The organism is Thalassospira australica, assembly GCF_000763295.1.
GTDB classification, from domain to species: Bacteria; Pseudomonadota; Alphaproteobacteria; order Rhodospirillales; family Thalassospiraceae; genus Thalassospira; species Thalassospira australica.
Map to the genome: position 1 here is coordinate 1 of NZ_JRJE01000020.1, position 18,921 is coordinate 18,921.

Below are 18,921 nucleotides of genomic sequence, written 5' to 3' on the forward strand. Positions count from 1 at the left end.
CTCCAGGATGCACAGACTGTAGCGCCATAACGCTGCCCGCGCATCCCTTCCTACTGATCAACAATGTCAAAGAACTTAAAGGACCGAAGCCCCGTCCCGACCGCCCCGCGTCGCCGTCTCGTTGGCGCCGCACTGCGTCGGTGGAGGCGGGTTATAGGGCCCACTCCCAAAACTGTCAAACACCTTTTTGCAAAAAAATGACAGAAATGTTGTTACGCAAAATTTTTGCGCAAAACCATATATAGGTTGCACTTTTATGACCTGCAAGGGTGCCTTTGACCCAAAATTCAGGCCGATGATGATTGCTGTACGCGATATGGGCGCTAAGATGTTCGCGCCCACCCGCCGTAAATCAATGACGAGGCCCCATGCCCAAGATCAATTCCGCCCCATTTTGCCCAGATGATTCGCAAATCCCCCCTCAGTATCCCGACCGGTCAGCACCGATTGAGGTGATCGACATGCATACCGGCGGTGAACCGCTGCGAATCATCACGGCAGGCTATCCTGATATTCCAGGCGATAACATCCTGTCCAAGCGCCGATATGCCAAAAACCATCTTGATCATCTCAGACGGTTTTTGATGTTCGAGCCGCGCGGGCATTACGACATGTATGGCGCGATCCTGGTTCCCCCCAGCCTGCCAGATGCGGATCTGGCCGTGCTGTTCATTCATAACGAGGGTTATTCGACCATGTGCGGCCATGCGATCATGGCCCTTGGGCGGTATGCGATTGATTATGGTTTGGTCAAAGCCATGGAACCCACCACGCCGGTCAATATTGAATGTCCGTGCGGATTGGTGCGCGCCGAGGTCGAAGTTACCAATGGCCAAACCGGCAAGGTCCGGTTTTCATCCGTGCCATCCTTTATGTTTGCCGATGACCTTGAGTTAACCTTGCCTGATGGCCGGGGGTTTAAAACCGATATTGGATATGGCGGCGCATTTTATGCGGTTCTTGATGCCGGGCAATTTGATACGGAGGTCACGCCAGATAATGTCCCCAAGCTGACCGCCCTTTCACAAGAGATCTGTCAGGTGGTGAATGACAGCATCACGCTTGCCCATCCTGATCATGATGATCTGGCGTTTCTGTATGGCGCGATCCTGACCGACGGGCGGGATGCCTATGGTACGGTACCGACCCGTAATATATGTGTGTTTGCCAAAAATCAGGTCGACCGCAGCCCGACCGGATCGGGTGTGAGTGCCCGCCTTGCCATCCAACACGCCAAGGGCCTGATCAAAAAGGGCCAGACACGCCCGTTTGAAAGCGTCATCGGTTCAGGATTTGACGGCGCGGTTAAAGAGGTTACCACCTGCGGGCCACACCCGGCCATTATCGCATCGGTCACAGGTCAGGCCCATTACAGCGGCACAGCCCGTTTTTGGCATGAAGACGGTGACGATGTCGGGCGAGGCTTTACTGTCGGTTCGGTCTGACGCAGAAACACCCGGCGGAAACCACAAAGGGATGCAAACCGCATCCCTTTGTTCTTTTCGGCTTTATATATATAACGCCGAACTATTCGCGGGCCTTGCGCAGACATTCCATCAGACTGTCGGCCGAGCTTTGAATGTGCTGGCCGAGAAGTTCAACCGCTTCGTCAACATTGCCGGCCTTGCAGGCTTCGAAGATCTGGTGATGTTCGCGTTCGGCACGGTCGGTCGCCCCGGACAGGGCAAGCTGCGCCTGGGTAAAGCGTACCGTGTTATTCCCGATCATGCGCACAATTTCCAACGTCTTGGGACGGTTCGAGGCGCGGTAAAGCCGATCATGGAATTCGCGGTTCAGCTCCCCCCATTTGGAAATATCGCCCGACCGGAAAGCTTCATCATAGACCAGCAGGATATCTTCGACCGATTTAAGGTCTTCGGCGGTCAGGCGCGGCACCGCATGACGCAACAAATCACATTCAAGGAGCTTGCGAACTTCAAACAGTTCCTCGATCTCATCGAGCGACAGGTGAGAGACAATCGCGCCCTTGTGCGGCTGAAAGGATACCAGCCCTTCGGCATCCAGACGCTGCAGCGCTTCGCGGACCGGAATGCGCGAGACATTATATTCACCGGCAATGGCATCCTGTCGCAATTGAAAACCGGCAGGGAAATCGCCTGTCAGAATGCGTGCCCGAAGATCTTCGGTCACCTGATCGGTGATGGTGCGGCGGGTAAAGCGCGGTGATGCGGTCATTTCAGCTCTTTTGTAATGTTACCCGACAGAATGGCGTTTGCGGTTTGCATTGCTGTGATCACAAGGGCAGCAGATCTTTAATTTAACAAGAGTCATACCCTTGCGACCAGCAAGTCGCAATACAATTGCATACTGTATAATCCACCCCCAATACCCGATATACGACAAAGGGGGCATAAAGCCCCCTTTTCACAGACTTTCGGTAATGTGACCTATTTTACAATGAAGCCATGCGCGTAAGGGTCACGGTCATCAATGAAGATCGTGTTGTATCCATGCTTGCGCGCCCAGCCTTCAATGCCCGGTACAACCGCATCAAAACCACCGACCTTTGTCTTTTCAACCACCGAGACGCGGAATTGCGAGCCGATGATGCTTTCATGAACCAGCTCGTCCTTGGGGTTCCATTGACCTTTGGCAACCAACTGGGCCAAACGTGCGGAAGACCCGGTGCCACACGGAGAGCGATCAATTCCCTTATCCCCATAAAACACAGCATTGCGATGGGTGCTGTCGGCCTGCGTTGGTTTGCCAGTCCACTGAATGTGTGAAAGCCCCTTGATGTCGGGGTGAAGCGGGTGAACAAAGTCGTTTTCCGCATTCAGACGACGCCGGAGTTCCGGGCTGATACGTTGCAGGTCACCGGCAGAGAAATCTGCCATGTCGTTATAATTTTCCTGCGGTTCGACAATCGCATAGAAATTGCCGCCATAGGCAACATCGACCCTGATCAAACCAATATCCGGACAATCGACTTCGATATCGGTTTTATACAGGAATGAGGGCACATTGGTGAGCTTGACCGATTCAACATAATCGCCAACCTGATTATATTCGGCAATGACGAGGCCCGCCGGTGTTTCAAGGCGCAGACGACCGGGTATTTTGGGCTTCACCAAGCCTTCTTCGATCGCCATGGTCACCGTGCCGATGGTGCCATGCCCACACATTGGCAAGCAGCCCGACGTTTCAATAAACAGCACAGCAACATCATAGTCATCGGACGTCGGATCATACAGAATTGATCCCGACATAACGTCATGGCCGCGCGGCTCGAACATCAGTCCGGTACGGATCCAGTCAAATTCACGCAGAAAATGCGCACGCTTTTCAAGCATGGTCGCACCTTCAAGCTTGGGACCACCGCCCGCCACCAGGCGTACCGGATTGCCGCAAGTATGACCGTCAACGCAAAAGAAACTGCTTTTCGCCATGGATGGGAGCCCTTAGAAGCCGGTGAAATCAGAGAAACGATTGATGCGATACGGGGTCATGTCGACCGGCGGCTGGTTCCCGGCGACAAGGTCTGAAATCAGGCGCCCTGTGGTTGCGGCCATGGTCAGACCAAGATGGCCGTGACCAAAGGCAAAGAATGTATTGGAATGCCTTGGGCTTTTGGAGATCACCGGCTTTGAGTCCGGCATTGAGGGCCGAAAGCCCATCCATTCGGTGCCGCCTTCGGCGTTTAGTTTCGGCAAAATTTCCTTGCCCTTTGCAAACAGGGCCTTTGCACGTTCGTAGTTCGGCGCCGCAACGAGACCACCTAGCTCCACCGCACCGCCGACACGAATACCGTGCTCAAGCGGGGTCAGAACAAAACCGTCATCGGCACAGATCAACATCCGCGACAGTTTGGCATCATGGTAGGGTACGGTCGTGTTGTAACCGCGTTCCGTATCGAGCGGAACAGGAGATCCCAGCCGCTTGGCCAGCGATTTTGACCATGCGCCGCAGGCAACCACAACCACATCAAAAGTGATTTGATCGCCTGTACTTGTCATGGCAGCACGGGGTTTGCCATCACGATAGACAAAGTCCGTGACATCGGCCGTTTTGAATTCACCCCCACGATCAAGAAAATGCTGATAGATGCCCTTCACGATCTTGTAGGGATCAAGCACGCGTCCCCAGTCTTCGTCCAAGACACCGCAAGAAAAGATCGGTGCAATGCCCGGTTCGAGGTCAAGAACCTCGTCTTTGGTCAAATCGCGAATTTTGATACCGTTGCGACGGTTGAGATCAATTTCATATTCGGCGTCCCGGCGCGAGGCTTCTGACCGATAGACGGCGATTGCGCCTTCTTTTTTAAACACAGCATCAGAAAGACCGGCACGTGCGATGACGGGATCGTAATCTTCCCACGCGCGATTGAGCAAAACAGCAATTTCTGTTGCGATCTGCTCAACACGACTTTTGGAGCTGGCGGCAACAAATCGCAACAACCAAGGAAGCATTTTGGGCAAGTAGGACCATCGCACAGAAAGAGGACCGAGAGGGTCCATCAGCCAGCCCGGGACATTCATGAGTGTTCCGGGCATTGCGATGGGGGCACATTTGCTAACAGCAATCCCGCCAGCATTGCCAAAGGACGCCCCCATACCGGGCTCCCCGCGATCAAGAATGGTAACGTCATACCCCTTGTCTTGAAGGGCAAGAGCAATATTCACACCGACAATACCCGCCCCGATGACAACGGCTTTTTGTCCGTTCTTTTTTTGCGACTGGGTTTCAGCTCTCGACTTCGTCATTTCGGTGTCTCGCCTGTCTGGGATGCGCAAATGGCTTTTTAAACAACCACTTAGATGGCCTTAGGCTTCCCTCGTGACAATCACAAGGGAAGCCCACTGTTCCATCAAATATGCCGCCAATGCAATGCCCGTTTTACTGTGCAAGCACCGAACATTACAGGCAATCAGGCAGCACTCAAAGCGATGGGCGCGTATCAATTGCTTTTTGAATGGTGGCCTTGATGGTTTCAAGTTCCTCGCCCACCAGCGGCAGACGCGGTGCGCGAACATGAGGTTTGCCAACACCGGTCATTTCCTGGGCCAGTTTGATGTATTGCACCAGCTTGGCATGTACATCCATGTGCAGAACCGGGGTAAACCAGCGATAGATATCAAGGGCTTCCTTGTACTTGCCCTCGGAAAGCAACTTCCAAAGTGCGACCGATTCTTTCGGGAAAGCATCGGTGAAGCCCGAAATCCATCCAACTGCGCCCAGAACCTGCGTTTCCATGACAAGGTCATCCATGCCGCAGAACAGAACGAAACGATCACCGCATGCGTTATAGATATCGGTAATGCGACGCGGGTCTCCCGAGCTTTCCTTGATCGCAACCAGATTTTCAACGTCTGCAAGCTGATTGAATTCATCCGGCTTGATGTCGATGCGATAAGCACCCGGATTGTTGTAAATCATGATCGGCAGCTTGGTCGTGCCAGCAACAGTGCGGAAATGTTCGATGTTTTCACGCGGATCGGCAGTATAGACCATGCCCGGCAGCAGCATCAGGCCATCTGCACCAAGTTTTTCGCATTCCTGAACATAGCGAATGGCCGCACGGGTCGAGCTTTCGGCAACACCGGACAGAACCGGGATGCGGCCCTTGGTCACTTCGACTGCAAGCTTGAGAACGGCGATTTTCTCTTCCGGGTCGAGGGCTGTGTTTTCACCGACAGACCCCAACATAACAAGACCATCAACGCCGGCATCAATCAGCGCTTCGATCTGTTCTGCGGTCATATCGAAATCAATCGAACCGTCTTCGTTCATCTGGGTTGCAACGGCGGGGAAAACGCCAGTCCAGTTTACCTGCATGGGAAAGAAACCTCCTGATGGGGCGCAGCGACATTGATGCGCCTTTACGCTCTGGCAGCCCGCTTTGTATCGGGCCACGTGCAATATATGTATATTGTATACAAAACTTAAAATGGCGATGCAACGGGTTTCTTTTGGACAAGAAAAAGGGCCCGAAACCGGGCCCCTGGAAGATTATCTGAAAGACGATTCTGCTGAGTGACAGGCGGAGACCGCAACGACACAGTCATGCAGGTACTGTGCGTGGTCGTAATTTTGGCTCTCCCCCTTCGGTCACCGGATCCCCCGTCACAACAGACAATGTCTTGGCGATGATGACAGCGTCGCATAGCTCGCGCTCCACCAAACTGCGGGCTGCCTTGCCATAGGCATCGCGTTTTGGGTCATCCTCAAGAAGGTTTTCGATGGCATCCGCAAGCGCCTTGCTGTCGCGCAAAGGCACCAACAGGCCATTTTCATCAGGACGGACAATTTCGCGGCATCCCGGAACGTCTGTTGCGACCATCGCCAGACCACATGATGCGGCTTCAAGCAACGCCTTGGGCAGACCTTCGCGCCAAGACGGCAAAACAGCCAAATCAGCCTTTGTCATCAGATCGGGAATATCGGCCCGCTTGCCAAGCCAGTCGATCAATCCTTCCTGCTGCCAAGCACGAAGATCTTCTTCGGTTGCGCTATCAGGATTGGCAAGATCCACATCCCCGACCAGCAAAAGCCGGTATTCCCGCCCGCGCGCCTTTAACAGGCGTGATGCTTCAATCAACTCGCCCAGTCCCTTGGACCACAACATGCGCGCAACGAATATTGCTGTTTTCGGTTGGGATGATGTTTTTTCGGACGGTGCAAATACAGAGGCATCAACACCCGACCCACGGATCAACGCCAAGCGGCTTTGGTTAAAGCCAAGCTTGGCCATCAAGGCATAATCATCTGAATTTTGCACGATTACGCGGAGTGAAGGGCACCGGGCATACCACCGCAACACCATCAAAACCACACTACGTACAAAACGCACTTTTGCACCGCCTGATACAAACAGGAAGCCAAGCCCCGTCACCATATTGACCGAATGCCTTGCCCCAACCAGCAAACCGGCAAAGGCCGATAAAACCACACACTGTATCGCGACATTCACGATCACATCGGGGTTTTCACGCCGGATCACACAAGCCAATGCCATGATTGTCTTAAGGGACTTCATCGGGCTAAGGCCGCCACGCGCTATGGGCACATCGACAACACGAAAGCCTTCACGGCGAAGTTCCTCTGTCGCCGCACCCGTGTTACAGGCAACAACAACCTCATCCCCGCGCACCAGTGCGGCACGCCCAAGCCCAATGCGGTGAGATACGAAAGACCAGTCTTCCGCACAAACAATCATGTTTTTTCGGCGTTTGGGCCCCGCCTGTTTGGCGATCATTTTCTCGCGCCGTAAAAAGGCCAGTGCGAACGTCAACATGACGACACCAAACCACCAGGACGTCCAGAACGAATAGTTAAACAGCCCAGCAAACCAGTAGGCTGCAGGCATCATCAAGGTCAGGCCAGCCGCAACAATCCCCTTATGGCGCACATCCTTCACCGCCGTCAGGCCGATCAGCAAAGATAAGGGGACAACCGTCACCAACCCCAAAATGCCGGCTTCAAGCCAGATTTCCATGAACCAGCTATGCGGGTGACCTGGAAGGACGGATTGCGTTGACCCCCCTGCAAGGTCATTGGCGCCTGGAACCCAAGGTGCAGCATTGATCCCATAGCCAATCAAGGGATGATCAAAGACGTGACTGAAAGTAAACTGCCAAATGATTTGACGGTGGATATCCACAAGCCAGATCGGCAAGTAAGCTTCGAAACCACGCAAACTGCCCGAGTTACTCGTAACGAAACTGAGCCAAACCAAAACGCAAATGCAAAACACCCCCACCCCGGCAAGCACAGTAAACTTCAATGCCCTAGATTTTATCAGTAGGATGCCACCGATACCCACTGCGCAGGCAGCTGCCATCAAGGCAGCAACATTTGCCCGGCCTTCAGACACCTCAAGGATTGGAAGAACGCCAAGGGCCAAAGCAATCGAGAAAAACCGGGTAAATCCTTTGCGATCAATCCCGTCAAAAACAAGGATCATCGCACCAAAGATAAGAAAACTCCCCGTGGGTTTCAGACGGCGCGTGATGTCAAATCGGAAATCGGGCTCCATCATTGCCTTGAGCGACAAAATTTCTGGCTGAAACACGATGGCAATCAGGCAGTATGCCACCAGTATCCAGGTCGCATAAACGCAGGCGTCCCACGCCCATTTTGCCTTGGGAGCGATCAGACGCATCAGATACCAGATCCCGGCAAGCATCGAAAAGCGCGCCGCCCAGGTCCCAAGTGATTTCTCTGGCACAACAGAAAAAATCGCCGAAATCAGAAAGACCACCAATGTTGCGACGATCAACAGACCAATGGGCGTTGCAACATCACGCCGCATCTTGCGCCAGGCATCGCCATGATCGGCGGAAACCACCGCGCATATCAGCGACAAACCAAGTCCGATCCCGAGTGCGGCACGCCCCAGAAAGAACAAAGGGGCCGAAATACCAAACAAAATGGCGGCGATACCAAGCACGTTGTCGCGCCAATGCCGGGTCGAGACGGTTTGTTGCATGATGGGCGTTCCAAATTGAAGTCTGTCGTCTTGCTAAACGGGTGCAGCCCGCACGTCAATCGTCATTGACAATAACGGTTCGACCAAAAGCTGCGACATATGATTTAATCATACCCCACACCTTTCAACTTATCAGGGTTATGAGGGCAACGATGACGGAGATGAAAGCACTGCTGCGTTTTCCCGGCGCGCGAAAACTTGTCCTGACGGACTGCCCTATCCCAACCCCAGACAATAACGCATTACTGATCAAAACCAATTTTTCGGTAATCAGCCCCGGAACAGAGTTTACACAGGTTAGTCAAACCCGTGCGTCTTTGCTTAAGAAAGCCTGGCAACGCCCGGACCTTGTTGCCCTTACCCTGCGACATTTGGCAAACGAAGGCGTTTCGCGAACACTCACGCGGGTTGATAACCGTCTCTCGCGCCCCATGCCGATGGGCTATTGTGCAATGGGAACTGTTGAGGCCACCGGCAGTCTGGTAACTGGCTTCGCGACCGGGCAACGGGTTGCCATTGCGGGCATGGGACAGGCCAATCACGCGCAATGGAACACGGTTTCTGTCAATCTGGCGTGCCCGGTTCCGGATGCGGTGCCTGATCGACACGCGGCGTTCACGACACTTTATGCGCTTGCACTACATGCCCTGCGTCAAGGTGACACCACGATTGGTCATCAGGTTGCGATCATCGGTGCTGGTTTAATTGGCCAGATTGTTGCCCAAACCGCCCGTGCAGCAGGTGCGTTGGTCACAATCATTGAGCCCAACGCAAAACGACGAAACCTTGCCAACAGAAATACAAAAGCAGACTGCCATGCATCTGCCGGCAATGCGCCTGACGATCACTATGACAGCGTCTATATCTGCGCGCCCGGCCATGGCCGTCACCCACTTATTGATACCGCAGCAACACTGTGTCGTGATCGCGGCTTAATTGTCTGTGTTGGCGATGTTGCAATCAGCGGCACCCGCAAAGCCCTTTTTGAAAAGGAAATCACACTTCGGCAAGTCCGGTCCTATGGGCCGGGGCGCTATGACCCCAATTACGAGGACCACGGAGTAGACTACCCGCTTGGTCATGTGCGCTGGACAATCAATCGCAACATGCAGGCTGCACTTGCTCTGATGGCGGATGGCAGACTTGATCCGTCCCCACTGATCACATCAGAAATCAGTTTTGAAAATATCGCCGATCATTTTGCCAAGGACCAAAACCCTGACGATCTGGCAACCCTCGTCAATTACCGTATACCTCAAAATCCACCTGCCAAGCCCCCTGTCCCCGCACGGGATAAACCACCAATACCAGCAGGCGTCATCCGGGTTGGCGTGATCGGGACCGGCAATTATTTTGGCGGCAGCTTGCTTCCTCATCTGGCGAAACGAGGTGATGTTGAAATCACAGCCTGCTGTTCAAAAAACGGCTTGTCTGCCATGGCCCTTGCGCGCAACCCCCCCGGTGCGCGGGCTTTGACATCTGCCGAGGAACTCTTTAACGCGCGCAATATTAACAGCATTATCATCACCACCCGTCATGACAGTCACGCTGAACTGGCAGCAGCAGCAATTGCCGCCCAAAAGCACGTCTGGCTGGAAAAGCCAATCGCAATTGATCACGCAGGCCTTGATCAATTGCACGAACAGGCAATGACTTCTTCGACAAACTGCATTTTCATGGTTGGGCATAATCGACGCTATGCGCCGATGAGCGCACATTTACGCGCATCCCTGCCCCAAGGCAGCAAACAGTTCCGATATCGGGTACGCATTCGCCCCCTGCCCGACGATCATTGGATTTGTGATCGCCGTCAGGGCGGGCGCACTATTAGCGAAATCAGTCATTTCATCGATCTGATCAAAAGCCTGACCGATAGCGCGCTTTTGGAAATCACCTGTCACTGGCTGGACCGCACAGCAGGCGACAGTATCTGGCACATGCATTTTGCCGACGGGTCCATTGGCGAAGTCAGTTATCTGCAGGGCAATCGGCGGGAACCCAAAGAACGCCTGGAAATTGATGCACCGAATTTTACTGCCAGCCTGATTGATTGGAAAAAACTGCAGATCAATGGCCGAACCGTTCTGCGTACACGTTTTTCTCAGGACAAAGGCCAAAGTGCCGCAATCGATACATTTGCCGAGGCAGTATCAACTGGTCGCCGCCCTGAATTGATCCCGAGCTTACCAGATGAAATCAATTTGATGTCGCGCATCCTGAATGCCGCCAATCACCATTCGGATCAGTGCGGCCCGACATAAAGGATTAGCAGCGGCAAGGTCAGCATACTGATGATGGTCGTCAAAAGGATGGTGGTCGACGTCCGATCAATGCAGACATTATAGCTGCCTGCAACAATCGCAACATTGGCCCCGCTCGGCAAAGCGGCCACCAGCGTCACAATCATCAGCCACAAGGGCGGCAGGTCAAACACAAAATGCCCGATGGCGAAAACAAGAAGCGGCTGCACAAACATCTTGCCGCAAGTACACAACAGGCTTGCACTGAGGTTGCCGCGCACCGACTGGCCATAAAGCCCCGCCCCCACAAGCAACAGGGCAACCGTCGGCCCGGCAATTTTAAACCGCTCCAGCGTCCCGTCGACCATTTCCGGCATGCGGATTTCAAACAGCGATGCCAAAACACCGAGCACAATCGCAATGATGATGGGGTTTTTCGCGACCCGAAGAACACTTCTCAGAACCTTGGGGATCCAATGACCATCCCCACCGCGGCTGCCTTCGACAATCATGATGGTCATTCCCATCAAGGTCAGAGGATGGATTGCCAGAACGATCAAAAGCGGCACCAGCCCATCTGCACCATACACAGCCTGGACCAGCGGAATTCCCAGAAGAACGATATTGGAGAACACCCCGCCCATTGCGGTAACCGCGGCTTCATCGGTCTTCGCACGAAGCCAGATCCGGGCGATGAAAAAGATCAGCGCGAAGTTTACCAACACCCCGGAATAATAACTTCCCCAAAGGCGCAAATCGAAATGGGCACTGATATCGGATTGCGCCAGGGTCTGAAACAGCATCGCCGGGATAAAGGCGTTCATGGCAATCTTTGCCAGAAACGGAATGCCTTCACGCTTGATGACCTTAACGTAGGTCAGAAGGAACCCGCACAGGATCGTCAAAAAGACAGGTCCAACTTTTCCGACAATCAGATCAAGCATGTTTCCCCCGGGGCCTTATTGGGCAAGAACGCAAATTGATACGCAACACACCGGTAAAACAATGCCGACATTTACGCATACAGAAAGGACAGCATCATTGACGCTGTCCTGAAATAGTACAAAGCAATTGCCGCACTTACCAGCCCCACCCACAAAAACACGGGCAAGGCAGCCATGCATATCAAGTAGTTGGGTCTGTTCGAACCCGACGCACGGCATCTTTCCAACCGTTCAAAAGGCCTGCGCGGCGGCCCGGTTCGATATCCGGTTCAAAGCTGGCATCAAGGTGCCAGTTTTCAGCAATATGATCGAGGTCGCGGTAAATACCGGCCTGCAACCCGGCAAGATAGGCCGCCCCAAGGGCTGTGGTTTCGGTTACTTCCGGGCGTTCCACCGAAATCGCCAAAACATCTGACAGTGTCTGACACATCCAGTCGTTGGCAACCATGCCACCATCCACCCTGACAGCTTTGGGCGAAACGCCATCAGCTGCCATGGCTTCGAACAGGTCAAACGTCTGATAACAGACACTTTCAAGGGCAGCGCGCACGAATTCACGCGGTCCGGTATCACGCGTCAGGCCAAAGATCGCCCCACGGGCGTCCGGGTCCCAATATGGCGCACCGAGCCCGGTAAAGGCCGGCACCAGATAGACTCCGTGATTGTCATCAAGGGATTTGGCCAATCCTTCGGTTTCAGCGGCTGATTTGATAATACCCAAACCATCGCGCAGCCATTGAACGGCGGCCCCGGCGACAAAAATGGCTCCTTCGATGGCATAGCTTGTTTTGCCATTCAGGCGATAGCCAACCGTGGTCAACAGACGATGCTGCGACGTTACCGCCTCATCGCCGGTATTGAGGATAACAAAGCAGCCCGTGCCATAAGTGCTTTTGATATCGCCCGGCTCAAAGCAGCACTGGCCAAAGGCTGCGGCCTGCTGATCACCTGCCATGCCAAGAACCGGGATTTCAGCACCAAACAGATCGGGGTCGGTTACGCCAAAATCAGCCGCGCAGTCCTTGACGTCAGGCAGCATGTTGCGCGGTACGCGGAAGATGTCACAAAGCTGATCATCCCAGGCGTTTTCGCGGATATTGAAAAGATTTGTACGCGCCGCATTGGTTGCATCCGTTGCGTGCGACTTGCCACCGGTCAAACGCCACAGAAGGAAACTGTCCACCGTGCCAAATGCAAGATCCCCCTGATCGGCCCGTGCGCGTGCCCCGGTAACATGATCCAAAATCCACGCAACCTTGGTTGCCGAGAAATATGGATCAATCAAAAGACCCGATTTCGCATTGACCGCTTCTTCAAGCTTGGGATCGCGTTTTTTTAGGTCATGACAAAGGGATGCCGTGCGACGGTCCTGCCAGACAATCGCGTTATAAATCGCCTTGCCGGTCTTGCGGTCCCAGACAACGGTTGTCTCGCGTTGGTTGGTGATGCCAATTGCGGCGACCTGCTTGATGTCAATGCGGCCCAATGCCTCTTTGCAGACGGCAACCACCGTATTCCACAGATCTTCCGGATCATGTTCGACCCATCCGCTATTGGGGAAATGTTGGGGAAATTCCTGCTGTGCGACAGAAACTGACTGGCCGTTTTCATTGAAGACAATCGCACGTGAACTTGTTGTTCCCTGATCAATAGCAAGGATATAGCGCGTTTCTGACATTTCTGTTTTCCTCCCGAGCCGGCAGTTTTCCTGCCATCCGACCCTGCATAATATCATGCGGTGAGCCTGTCTTTGCGACAAGGCCATTGGTTTTATCGCTCTATTTAGAAAAAAAATGCAGTGAAAAACAATTCGTTTTCGAAAATTTTTCTGCCTCTTGATCCCATCGACCTGTTTTAAAGGGAAAAATCTGTTCGGGCAAAACAGAACCCACACGGCAAAAACAACCACATGTGTTGCGGCATGTCTTTTGCAACGATTGCGCGAGAATGACTTCTAACCGGCATCTTTTTCCCATGGAGGGCTTGTATGGGCGTGTATGACACATTGATGAGCGTGACCAATACCGCGCAAAGCACCAAGGTTGCAGCCGAACAGGCGCGCACAATTGCATCAAACAGCCAGCCCCTTCCCGAAGACAAGAAGGAAGAAAATGCCGAGCTGGCCTATATCCGCGAACACGGCTTTACCACCTATGTAAAGGAAATCGAGGAACGTAAAATCGAAGAATTGCGCGCCAAGATCCTTAAAAGCATGGGGCTGGATGAAGAAACGCTTGCAAAAATGGATGCCGAAGATCGCCAGGCCATTGAAAAGGCCATTGCCGAAACCATTGAGCAACGCTTGAATGGCAACACCCTTGCCGAAGCAGAGCTTGGCGCATCCAAGGATGGCGACGAATCCCCAGACGAACGCCGTGACCGTTTACAGGCGCAGATCGCCTTTAACCCAAACATGTTTGATGTCTTTACCGAACTGCAAACAGAACTGCCTGCCGGATCAAGCCAGTCAATCACCGGCACACAGGAAGACAATGATCAAACTGCTGGCGCACGTAAAAAAGATATCTTTGCGGCCTGATTACCGGCCATAACACCCGCAAACGAATAAAGGGCGCTGCAAATTGCAGCGCCCTTCTTGTTGATCAGCAAAGTGTTGGTTGATTATTCGTCAACACCACCAATGCAAACATATTTGACTTCAAGGTAATCCTCGACGCCGTATTTGGAGCCTTCTCGGCCAACGCCAGACTGTTTGAAACCACCGAACGGTGCAACCTCGGTCGCCATCACACCGACATTCACCCCGACCAGGCCACTTTCAAGTCCCTCGGCCAGCTTCCAGATGCGCGAGATATCGCGCGAATAGAAGTAGGATGCCAAGCCGAACTCGGAATCATTGGCCATTTCAAGCACCTCATCATCGCTGCTAAAGCGGATCAGTGGTGCCATCGGACCAAAGGTTTCCTCGCGGAAGACGATCATGTCGCGGTTGGCATCGGCAATCACGGTCGGCTGGAAGAACGAACCACCTTTTTCATGACGCTTGCCACCGGTCAGGATACGGCCGCCCTTCGACAGGGCATCGGCCACCTGTTTTTCGACTTTTTCAACCGCCTTTTCATTGATCAGCGGACCAATCACAACACCATCGTCAAAGCCACTGCCAACCGGCATTTCGGCGACCTTGGCGGCGTATTTTTCAGCAAATTCATCATAGACCGCGTCATGAACAAACAGGCGGTTTGCACAAACACAGGTTTGACCGGCATTGCGGTATTTCGAGGCAATCGCCCCTTCGACCGCCGCATCAATATCGGCATCTTCGCAAACGATGAACGGGGCGTTGCCGCCAAGCTCAAGGCTGATTTTTTTGACCGTGTCGGCACACTGACGCATCAGCAAACGCCCAACCGGAGTCGAGCCGGTAAAGGTCAGCTTGCGTACCTTCGGGTTTTCGGTCATCTCGCCACCGATATCAACCGCTTCGCCGGTGACAATCGACAAAAGACCTTTTGGCAAGCCTGCACGTTCGGCCAAAATCGCCATGGCAAGCGCCGAATAAGGCGTTTCCATTGCCGGTTTCACCACCATCGCACAACCAACAGCAAGGGCCGGGGCCGCTTTACGCGTGATCATGGCGGTTGGGAAGTTCCAGGGCGTGATGGCCGCACATACACCGACCGGCTCCTTCAGAACCATCACACGGCGGCCTTCGGCAAAGGTCGGGATCACATCGCCATAGATGCGCTTGCCTTCTTCGGCAAACCACTGCAGGAAGCTTGACGCATAGGCGATCTCGCCCTTGGCTTCGGCAAGGGGCTTGCCCTGCTCGGCGGTCATCAGGGTCGCAAGATCATCCTGATTTTCCATCATCAGGTCATACCATTTCATCAAAATGGCTGAGCGTTCCTTGGCGGTGCGTTTTTTCCAAAGTTTCTGCGCCTTTTCGGCGACATCAACTGCGTGGGCCACGGCTTCCCGACCAAGCACCGGGACCGTGCCGATTACGTCGCCGGTCGCCGGATTGGTGACTTGTTCGGTTTTACCGTCTGGGGCATCGACCCATTCACCGCCGACATAGGCCTGCTGGGTGAACAATGACGGGTCTTTGAGCGAAATCATGTAAGTGCCTCCGGAAATCTTTAGTGGGAACGACAAGATCGGATACCTACCATCTAGTCTGCTCCGTAGTGGATGCCACATACTCGCGAGATATTTCTTCCGTGGCAATCGCAAACAGGGCCTGAGGACCGCTTTGCTAGAAGATTGCAATCAGATGCACCGCCGTGGCGTGTTTTAACAGAACCTTCGCTGAAAAGCGGTTTGGCGCTTGTTCCTGGCGCGCACATATCGCACACGCGCACCAAAGCAGCGTGGACAACGCAAAGCGCACTAATTTTTCATTTTCAACCGATTCCGATCGATCAATCCACCTGATCAAAACCGAAATAACGACCACTTTCACGAACCTGACCTGAAGATTTTAATAGAATATAGAGCAATAACAGTCTGTTAGACTCCCATTCACACAGTTCATTATCGAAAATTTCAAATCACTATAATTTTCGCTTGCAATTATTTTGGGGCGTTCGTAACGTTTATGAAAGAACAGAACGGCAGTTGAGAACAGCTGTCACAAATAAGAGCAATTGGGGAGGAAGCCGTTGCTCACTTCAGACACATACGACATCGCTGTTATCGGCGGTGGCATCAATGGTACCGGCATTGCGCGCGACGCTTCTGGCCGCGGGCTGAAGGTCTTTTTGTGTGAAAAAGATGACCTTGCTAGCGCGACGTCTTCGGCGAGCACGAAGCTGATCCATGGTGGTCTTCGCTATCTTGAACATTATGAATTCCGGCTGGTCCGCGAGGCGTTGATTGAACGCGAAGTTCTGCTGCGCGCCGCCCCGCACATTATCTGGCCGCTGCGTTTTGTTCTGCCCCACGTCAAGGGCCTGCGCCCGGCCTGGATGATCCGCCTTGGCCTGTTCCTATACGATCATCTGGGCGGGCGTGAAAAACTGCCCGGGTCAGAAGGCATCAAACTAAAATCCCACCCGGCAGGGGCACCGCTGGTCAGCGGTATGGACAAGGCATTTGTCTATTCCGATTGCTGGGTCCAGGACGCACGTCTTGTTGTTCTAAATGCCATGGATGCCCGCGATCGCGGCGCTGATATTGTTACACGTACCGAATGTGTGTCTGCCAAGCGCGACGGCGACCTTTGGGTCGTCACCACGCGCAACGTCGATGACGGGTCCGAACAAACGATCAAGGCCAAATCACTGGTCAATGCCGCCGGCCCCTGGTGCGCAGAACTTCTTGAAAATCGGGTCGAGGCCAAGAAGAAACAGGGCATTCGCATGGTTCAGGGCAGCCACATTGTGGTGCCAAAACTGTTTGACCATGACTATTGCTATATCTTCCAGAACCCGGACGGGCGGATTGTATTTGCCATCCCCTATGAGCAGGACTTTACCCTGATCGGCACGACCGATCGTGACTATAAGGGGGATCCGGCCAAGGTCGCCATCAGTGCGGATGAAACCAAATATCTGTGTGAACTGGCCAATACTTATTTCGAAAAGAAAATCACCACCGATGATGTCGTCTGGACCTATTCCGGTGTGCGTCCGCTTTATGGCGATGGCAGCGAAGACGCATCCCAGGTCACACGTGATTATGTTCTGGAAATCGACCGGGGCGATCACCCCGACAATGCTGCGCCGCTTCTAAACATCTATGGCGGCAAGATCACCACCTATCGCAAGCTTGCAGAATCCGCCATGAGCAAGCTGTGTCCGTTGTTGAAGAAAGATGATACGCGCTGGACGGCAACCAAGCCGCTGCCGGGTGGGGATATGCCCGATGCAGATTTCAAGCGTTACCTCACCGCGATGCAGCAGAAGTTTCCCTGGATTCCGGACGCACAAATCTACCGCTACGTGCAAAACTACGGCACACTCACCAATATGATCATTGGTGATGCCTCTGATCTGAATGGGCTTGGAACGCACTTTGGTGACGATGTATATGAGTGCGAATTGCGCTATCTGGTAGATCACGAATGGGCCAGAAAGGCCGACGATATTTTATGGCGTCGCTCCAAACTGGGGCTGCACCTATCGGATGAGACGCGTAATGCCATTGTCCAATGGTTCAAAACCGAACCGACATCAAAAAACACCGTGCAAACGGGCGAAGGAAACAGTGGAAAATGACCCTTACGCTTGAAAACATAACCAAGACCATGGGTGGGGAGACCCACATCGACGATGTGTCGATGACGCTGGAACCGGGATCATTCAACGTCCTTCTGGGACGGACCCTGGCCGGGAAAACCACCCTGATGCGGATCATGGCCGGGCTGGAACCTCCAACCACGGGCCGTATCCTTGTTGATAATGTCGATGTGACGGGCCAGGCTGTGCAAAAGCGCAATGTCGCCATGGTCTATCAGCAGTTCATCAACTACCCATCGATGAATGTCTTTGACAACATTGCGTCACCCTTGAAATTGCAAGGCGTGGACAAGTCCGAAATCGAAAAGCGTGTTCGCTCCACCGCGGAACTGATGCACATCGAACATCTTCTTGACCGCCTGCCACAGGAACTTTCCGGTGGTCAGCAGCAGCGCACCGCCATGGCGCGCGCCATGGTCAAGGATTGCAAGTTGCTGTTGCTCGATGAGCCGCTGGTTAACCTTGATTACAAATTGCGTGAAGAACTGCGCGAAGAAATCCCGAACCTTCTGGCCGAACGCGACACCATTGTTGTCTATGCCACGACCGAGCCGATGGAAGCCCTGTTGCTTGGCGGAAAATGTGCCGTGATGCATGAAGGTCGCATGACGCAGTTTGGCCCAACCACCGAGGTGTATCACAACCCGGCATGGGTTGAGACGGGGCTTATCTTCTCCGATCCGCCGATCAACCTTGTGGAAGCTGACGTGCGCGATGGCGCGATCTTTATGAAAAGCGGTCATCAAGTGCCCCTGACCGGGCATCTCGCGAACCTTGCGAACGGTAATTATACCCTTGGCATTCGTGCCAACCATCTTTCGGTTGATCCGACGGGTGACAATACGATTGCCATGCAGGGTCAGGTTGAACTTGCCGAAATCACCGGATCGGAAACCTTTGTGCACGTGCATTTCAATGACGTGTCCTGGGTGATTCAGGAAGAAGGCGTTCACAACCCGCGTCTGGGCGAAGCCACCCAATTCTATGTCGATCCGACACGTCTGTTTGCCTTTGATGCAAGCGGACAACTCGTGGCCGCCCCGCCGGTCGAAATATCAAACGGCAAAGCGGCGTGAGGGAAAGTA

At 53.5% G+C, this 18,921-nt stretch carries 13 protein-coding genes; 5 read left to right on the forward strand and 8 right to left on the reverse strand.

The annotated features are described in order from the left end of the window. The first annotated feature begins 368 nt into the window (after positions 1-368). Positions 369-1,445, forward strand: a complete 1,077-nt coding sequence (locus JF44_RS0109155; RefSeq protein WP_081944389.1) for a proline racemase family protein — start codon at positions 369-371, stop codon at positions 1,443-1,445. Between the two features lie 82 nt (positions 1,446-1,527). Here JF44_RS0109155 and JF44_RS0109160 read toward each other — a convergent pair whose 3' ends face one another. From JF44_RS0109160 to JF44_RS19930, 5 genes are all read right to left on the reverse strand, one after another. Continuing rightward, entirely contained in the window at positions 1,528-2,196 is a 669-nt protein-coding gene (locus tag JF44_RS0109160; protein WP_033068686.1) for a GntR family transcriptional regulator, read from the reverse strand. Positions 2,197-2,408: 212 nt separating this feature from the next. Continuing rightward, positions 2,409-3,410, reverse strand: a complete 1,002-nt coding sequence (locus tag JF44_RS0109165; protein ID WP_033068687.1) for a 4-hydroxyproline epimerase — start codon at positions 3,408-3,410, stop codon at positions 2,409-2,411. A 12-nt stretch (positions 3,411-3,422) separates the two neighbouring features. Continuing rightward, on the reverse strand, positions 3,423-4,724 hold the full coding sequence (locus JF44_RS0109170; protein WP_052065681.1) for an NAD(P)/FAD-dependent oxidoreductase: 1,302 nt from the start codon (positions 4,722-4,724) through the stop codon (positions 3,423-3,425). 175 nt (positions 4,725-4,899) lie between these two features. Continuing rightward, positions 4,900-5,796 (reverse strand): dihydrodipicolinate synthase family protein, encoded by an 897-nt coding sequence (locus tag JF44_RS0109175; protein WP_033068688.1) that lies wholly within the window; start codon positions 5,794-5,796, stop codon positions 4,900-4,902. A 226-nt stretch (positions 5,797-6,022) separates the two neighbouring features. Further along, positions 6,023-8,449, reverse strand: coding sequence for a glycosyltransferase (locus JF44_RS19930; RefSeq protein WP_052065683.1), 2,427 nt, complete (start codon positions 8,447-8,449; stop codon positions 6,023-6,025). Between the two features lie 152 nt (positions 8,450-8,601). Between JF44_RS19930 and JF44_RS0109185 the strand changes: the two genes are divergently transcribed. Then, positions 8,602-10,710 carry a bi-domain-containing oxidoreductase gene (locus JF44_RS0109185; protein WP_162181396.1) on the forward strand — a complete coding sequence of 703 codons (2,109 nt, stop codon included), beginning with the start codon at positions 8,602-8,604 and terminating at the stop codon, positions 10,708-10,710. On the opposite strand, the gene JF44_RS0109190 is transcribed toward JF44_RS0109185, so the two are convergent. Together JF44_RS0109190 and glpK are read right to left on the reverse strand one after the other, a co-directional pair. Beyond that, positions 10,692-11,633: an AEC family transporter gene (locus tag JF44_RS0109190; protein ID WP_033068690.1), complete on the reverse strand. Its 942-nt coding sequence runs from the start codon at positions 11,631-11,633 to the stop codon at positions 10,692-10,694. The genes JF44_RS0109185 and JF44_RS0109190 overlap by 19 nt on opposite strands. Positions 11,634-11,814: 181 nt before the next feature. Beyond that, entirely contained in the window at positions 11,815-13,311 is a 1,497-nt protein-coding gene (glpK, locus tag JF44_RS0109195) for a glycerol kinase GlpK (RefSeq protein ID WP_033068691.1), read from the reverse strand. A 309-nt stretch (positions 13,312-13,620) separates the two neighbouring features. On the opposite strand from glpK, the gene JF44_RS0109200 reads away from it, so the two are divergent. After that, a complete protein-coding gene (locus JF44_RS0109200) occupies positions 13,621-14,172 on the forward strand; it encodes a hypothetical protein (RefSeq protein WP_033068692.1) in 552 nt (183 codons plus the stop codon). Between the two features lie 83 nt (positions 14,173-14,255). On the opposite strand, the gene JF44_RS0109205 is transcribed toward JF44_RS0109200, so the two are convergent. Further along, positions 14,256-15,716 carry an NAD-dependent succinate-semialdehyde dehydrogenase gene (locus JF44_RS0109205; protein ID WP_033068693.1) on the reverse strand — a complete coding sequence of 487 codons (1,461 nt, stop codon included), beginning with the start codon at positions 15,714-15,716 and terminating at the stop codon, positions 14,256-14,258. Positions 15,717-16,258: 542 nt separating this feature from the next. On the opposite strand from JF44_RS0109205, the gene glpD reads away from it, so the two are divergent. Continuing rightward, on the forward strand, positions 16,259-17,815 hold the full coding sequence (gene glpD / locus JF44_RS0109215) for a glycerol-3-phosphate dehydrogenase (protein WP_033068695.1): 1,557 nt from the start codon (positions 16,259-16,261) through the stop codon (positions 17,813-17,815). After that, entirely contained in the window at positions 17,812-18,912 is a 1,101-nt protein-coding gene (locus JF44_RS0109220; RefSeq protein WP_033068696.1) for an ABC transporter ATP-binding protein, read from the forward strand. Before glpD ends, JF44_RS0109220 begins: the two co-directional genes overlap by 4 nt. The last annotated feature ends 9 nt before the right edge of the window (positions 18,913-18,921 follow it).

Bases quoted from the DNA above. Each gene is read 5' to 3' on its own strand.
- JF44_RS0109155 (WP_081944389.1), top strand. From the start codon at position 369: ATGCCCAAGATCAATTCCGCCCCATTTTGCCCAGATGATTCGCAAATC.
- JF44_RS0109160 (WP_033068686.1), bottom strand. From the start codon at position 2,196: ATGACCGCATCACCGCGCTTTACCCGCCGCACCATCACCGATCAGGTG.
- JF44_RS0109165 (WP_033068687.1), bottom strand. From the start codon at position 3,410: ATGGCGAAAAGCAGTTTCTTTTGCGTTGACGGTCATACTTGCGGCAAT.
- JF44_RS0109170 (WP_052065681.1), bottom strand. From the start codon at position 4,724: ATGACGAAGTCGAGAGCTGAAACCCAGTCGCAAAAAAAGAACGGACAA.
- JF44_RS0109175 (WP_033068688.1), bottom strand. From the start codon at position 5,796: ATGCAGGTAAACTGGACTGGCGTTTTCCCCGCCGTTGCAACCCAGATG.
- JF44_RS19930 (WP_052065683.1), bottom strand. From the start codon at position 8,449: ATGCAACAAACCGTCTCGACCCGGCATTGGCGCGACAACGTGCTTGGT.
- JF44_RS0109185 (WP_162181396.1), top strand. From the start codon at position 8,602: ATGACGGAGATGAAAGCACTGCTGCGTTTTCCCGGCGCGCGAAAACTT.
- JF44_RS0109190 (WP_033068690.1), bottom strand. From the start codon at position 11,633: ATGCTTGATCTGATTGTCGGAAAAGTTGGACCTGTCTTTTTGACGATC.
- glpK (WP_033068691.1), bottom strand. From the start codon at position 13,311: ATGTCAGAAACGCGCTATATCCTTGCTATTGATCAGGGAACAACAAGT.
- JF44_RS0109200 (WP_033068692.1), top strand. From the start codon at position 13,621: ATGGGCGTGTATGACACATTGATGAGCGTGACCAATACCGCGCAAAGC.
- JF44_RS0109205 (WP_033068693.1), bottom strand. From the start codon at position 15,716: ATGATTTCGCTCAAAGACCCGTCATTGTTCACCCAGCAGGCCTATGTC.
- JF44_RS0109220 (WP_033068696.1), top strand. From the start codon at position 17,812: ATGACCCTTACGCTTGAAAACATAACCAAGACCATGGGTGGGGAGACC.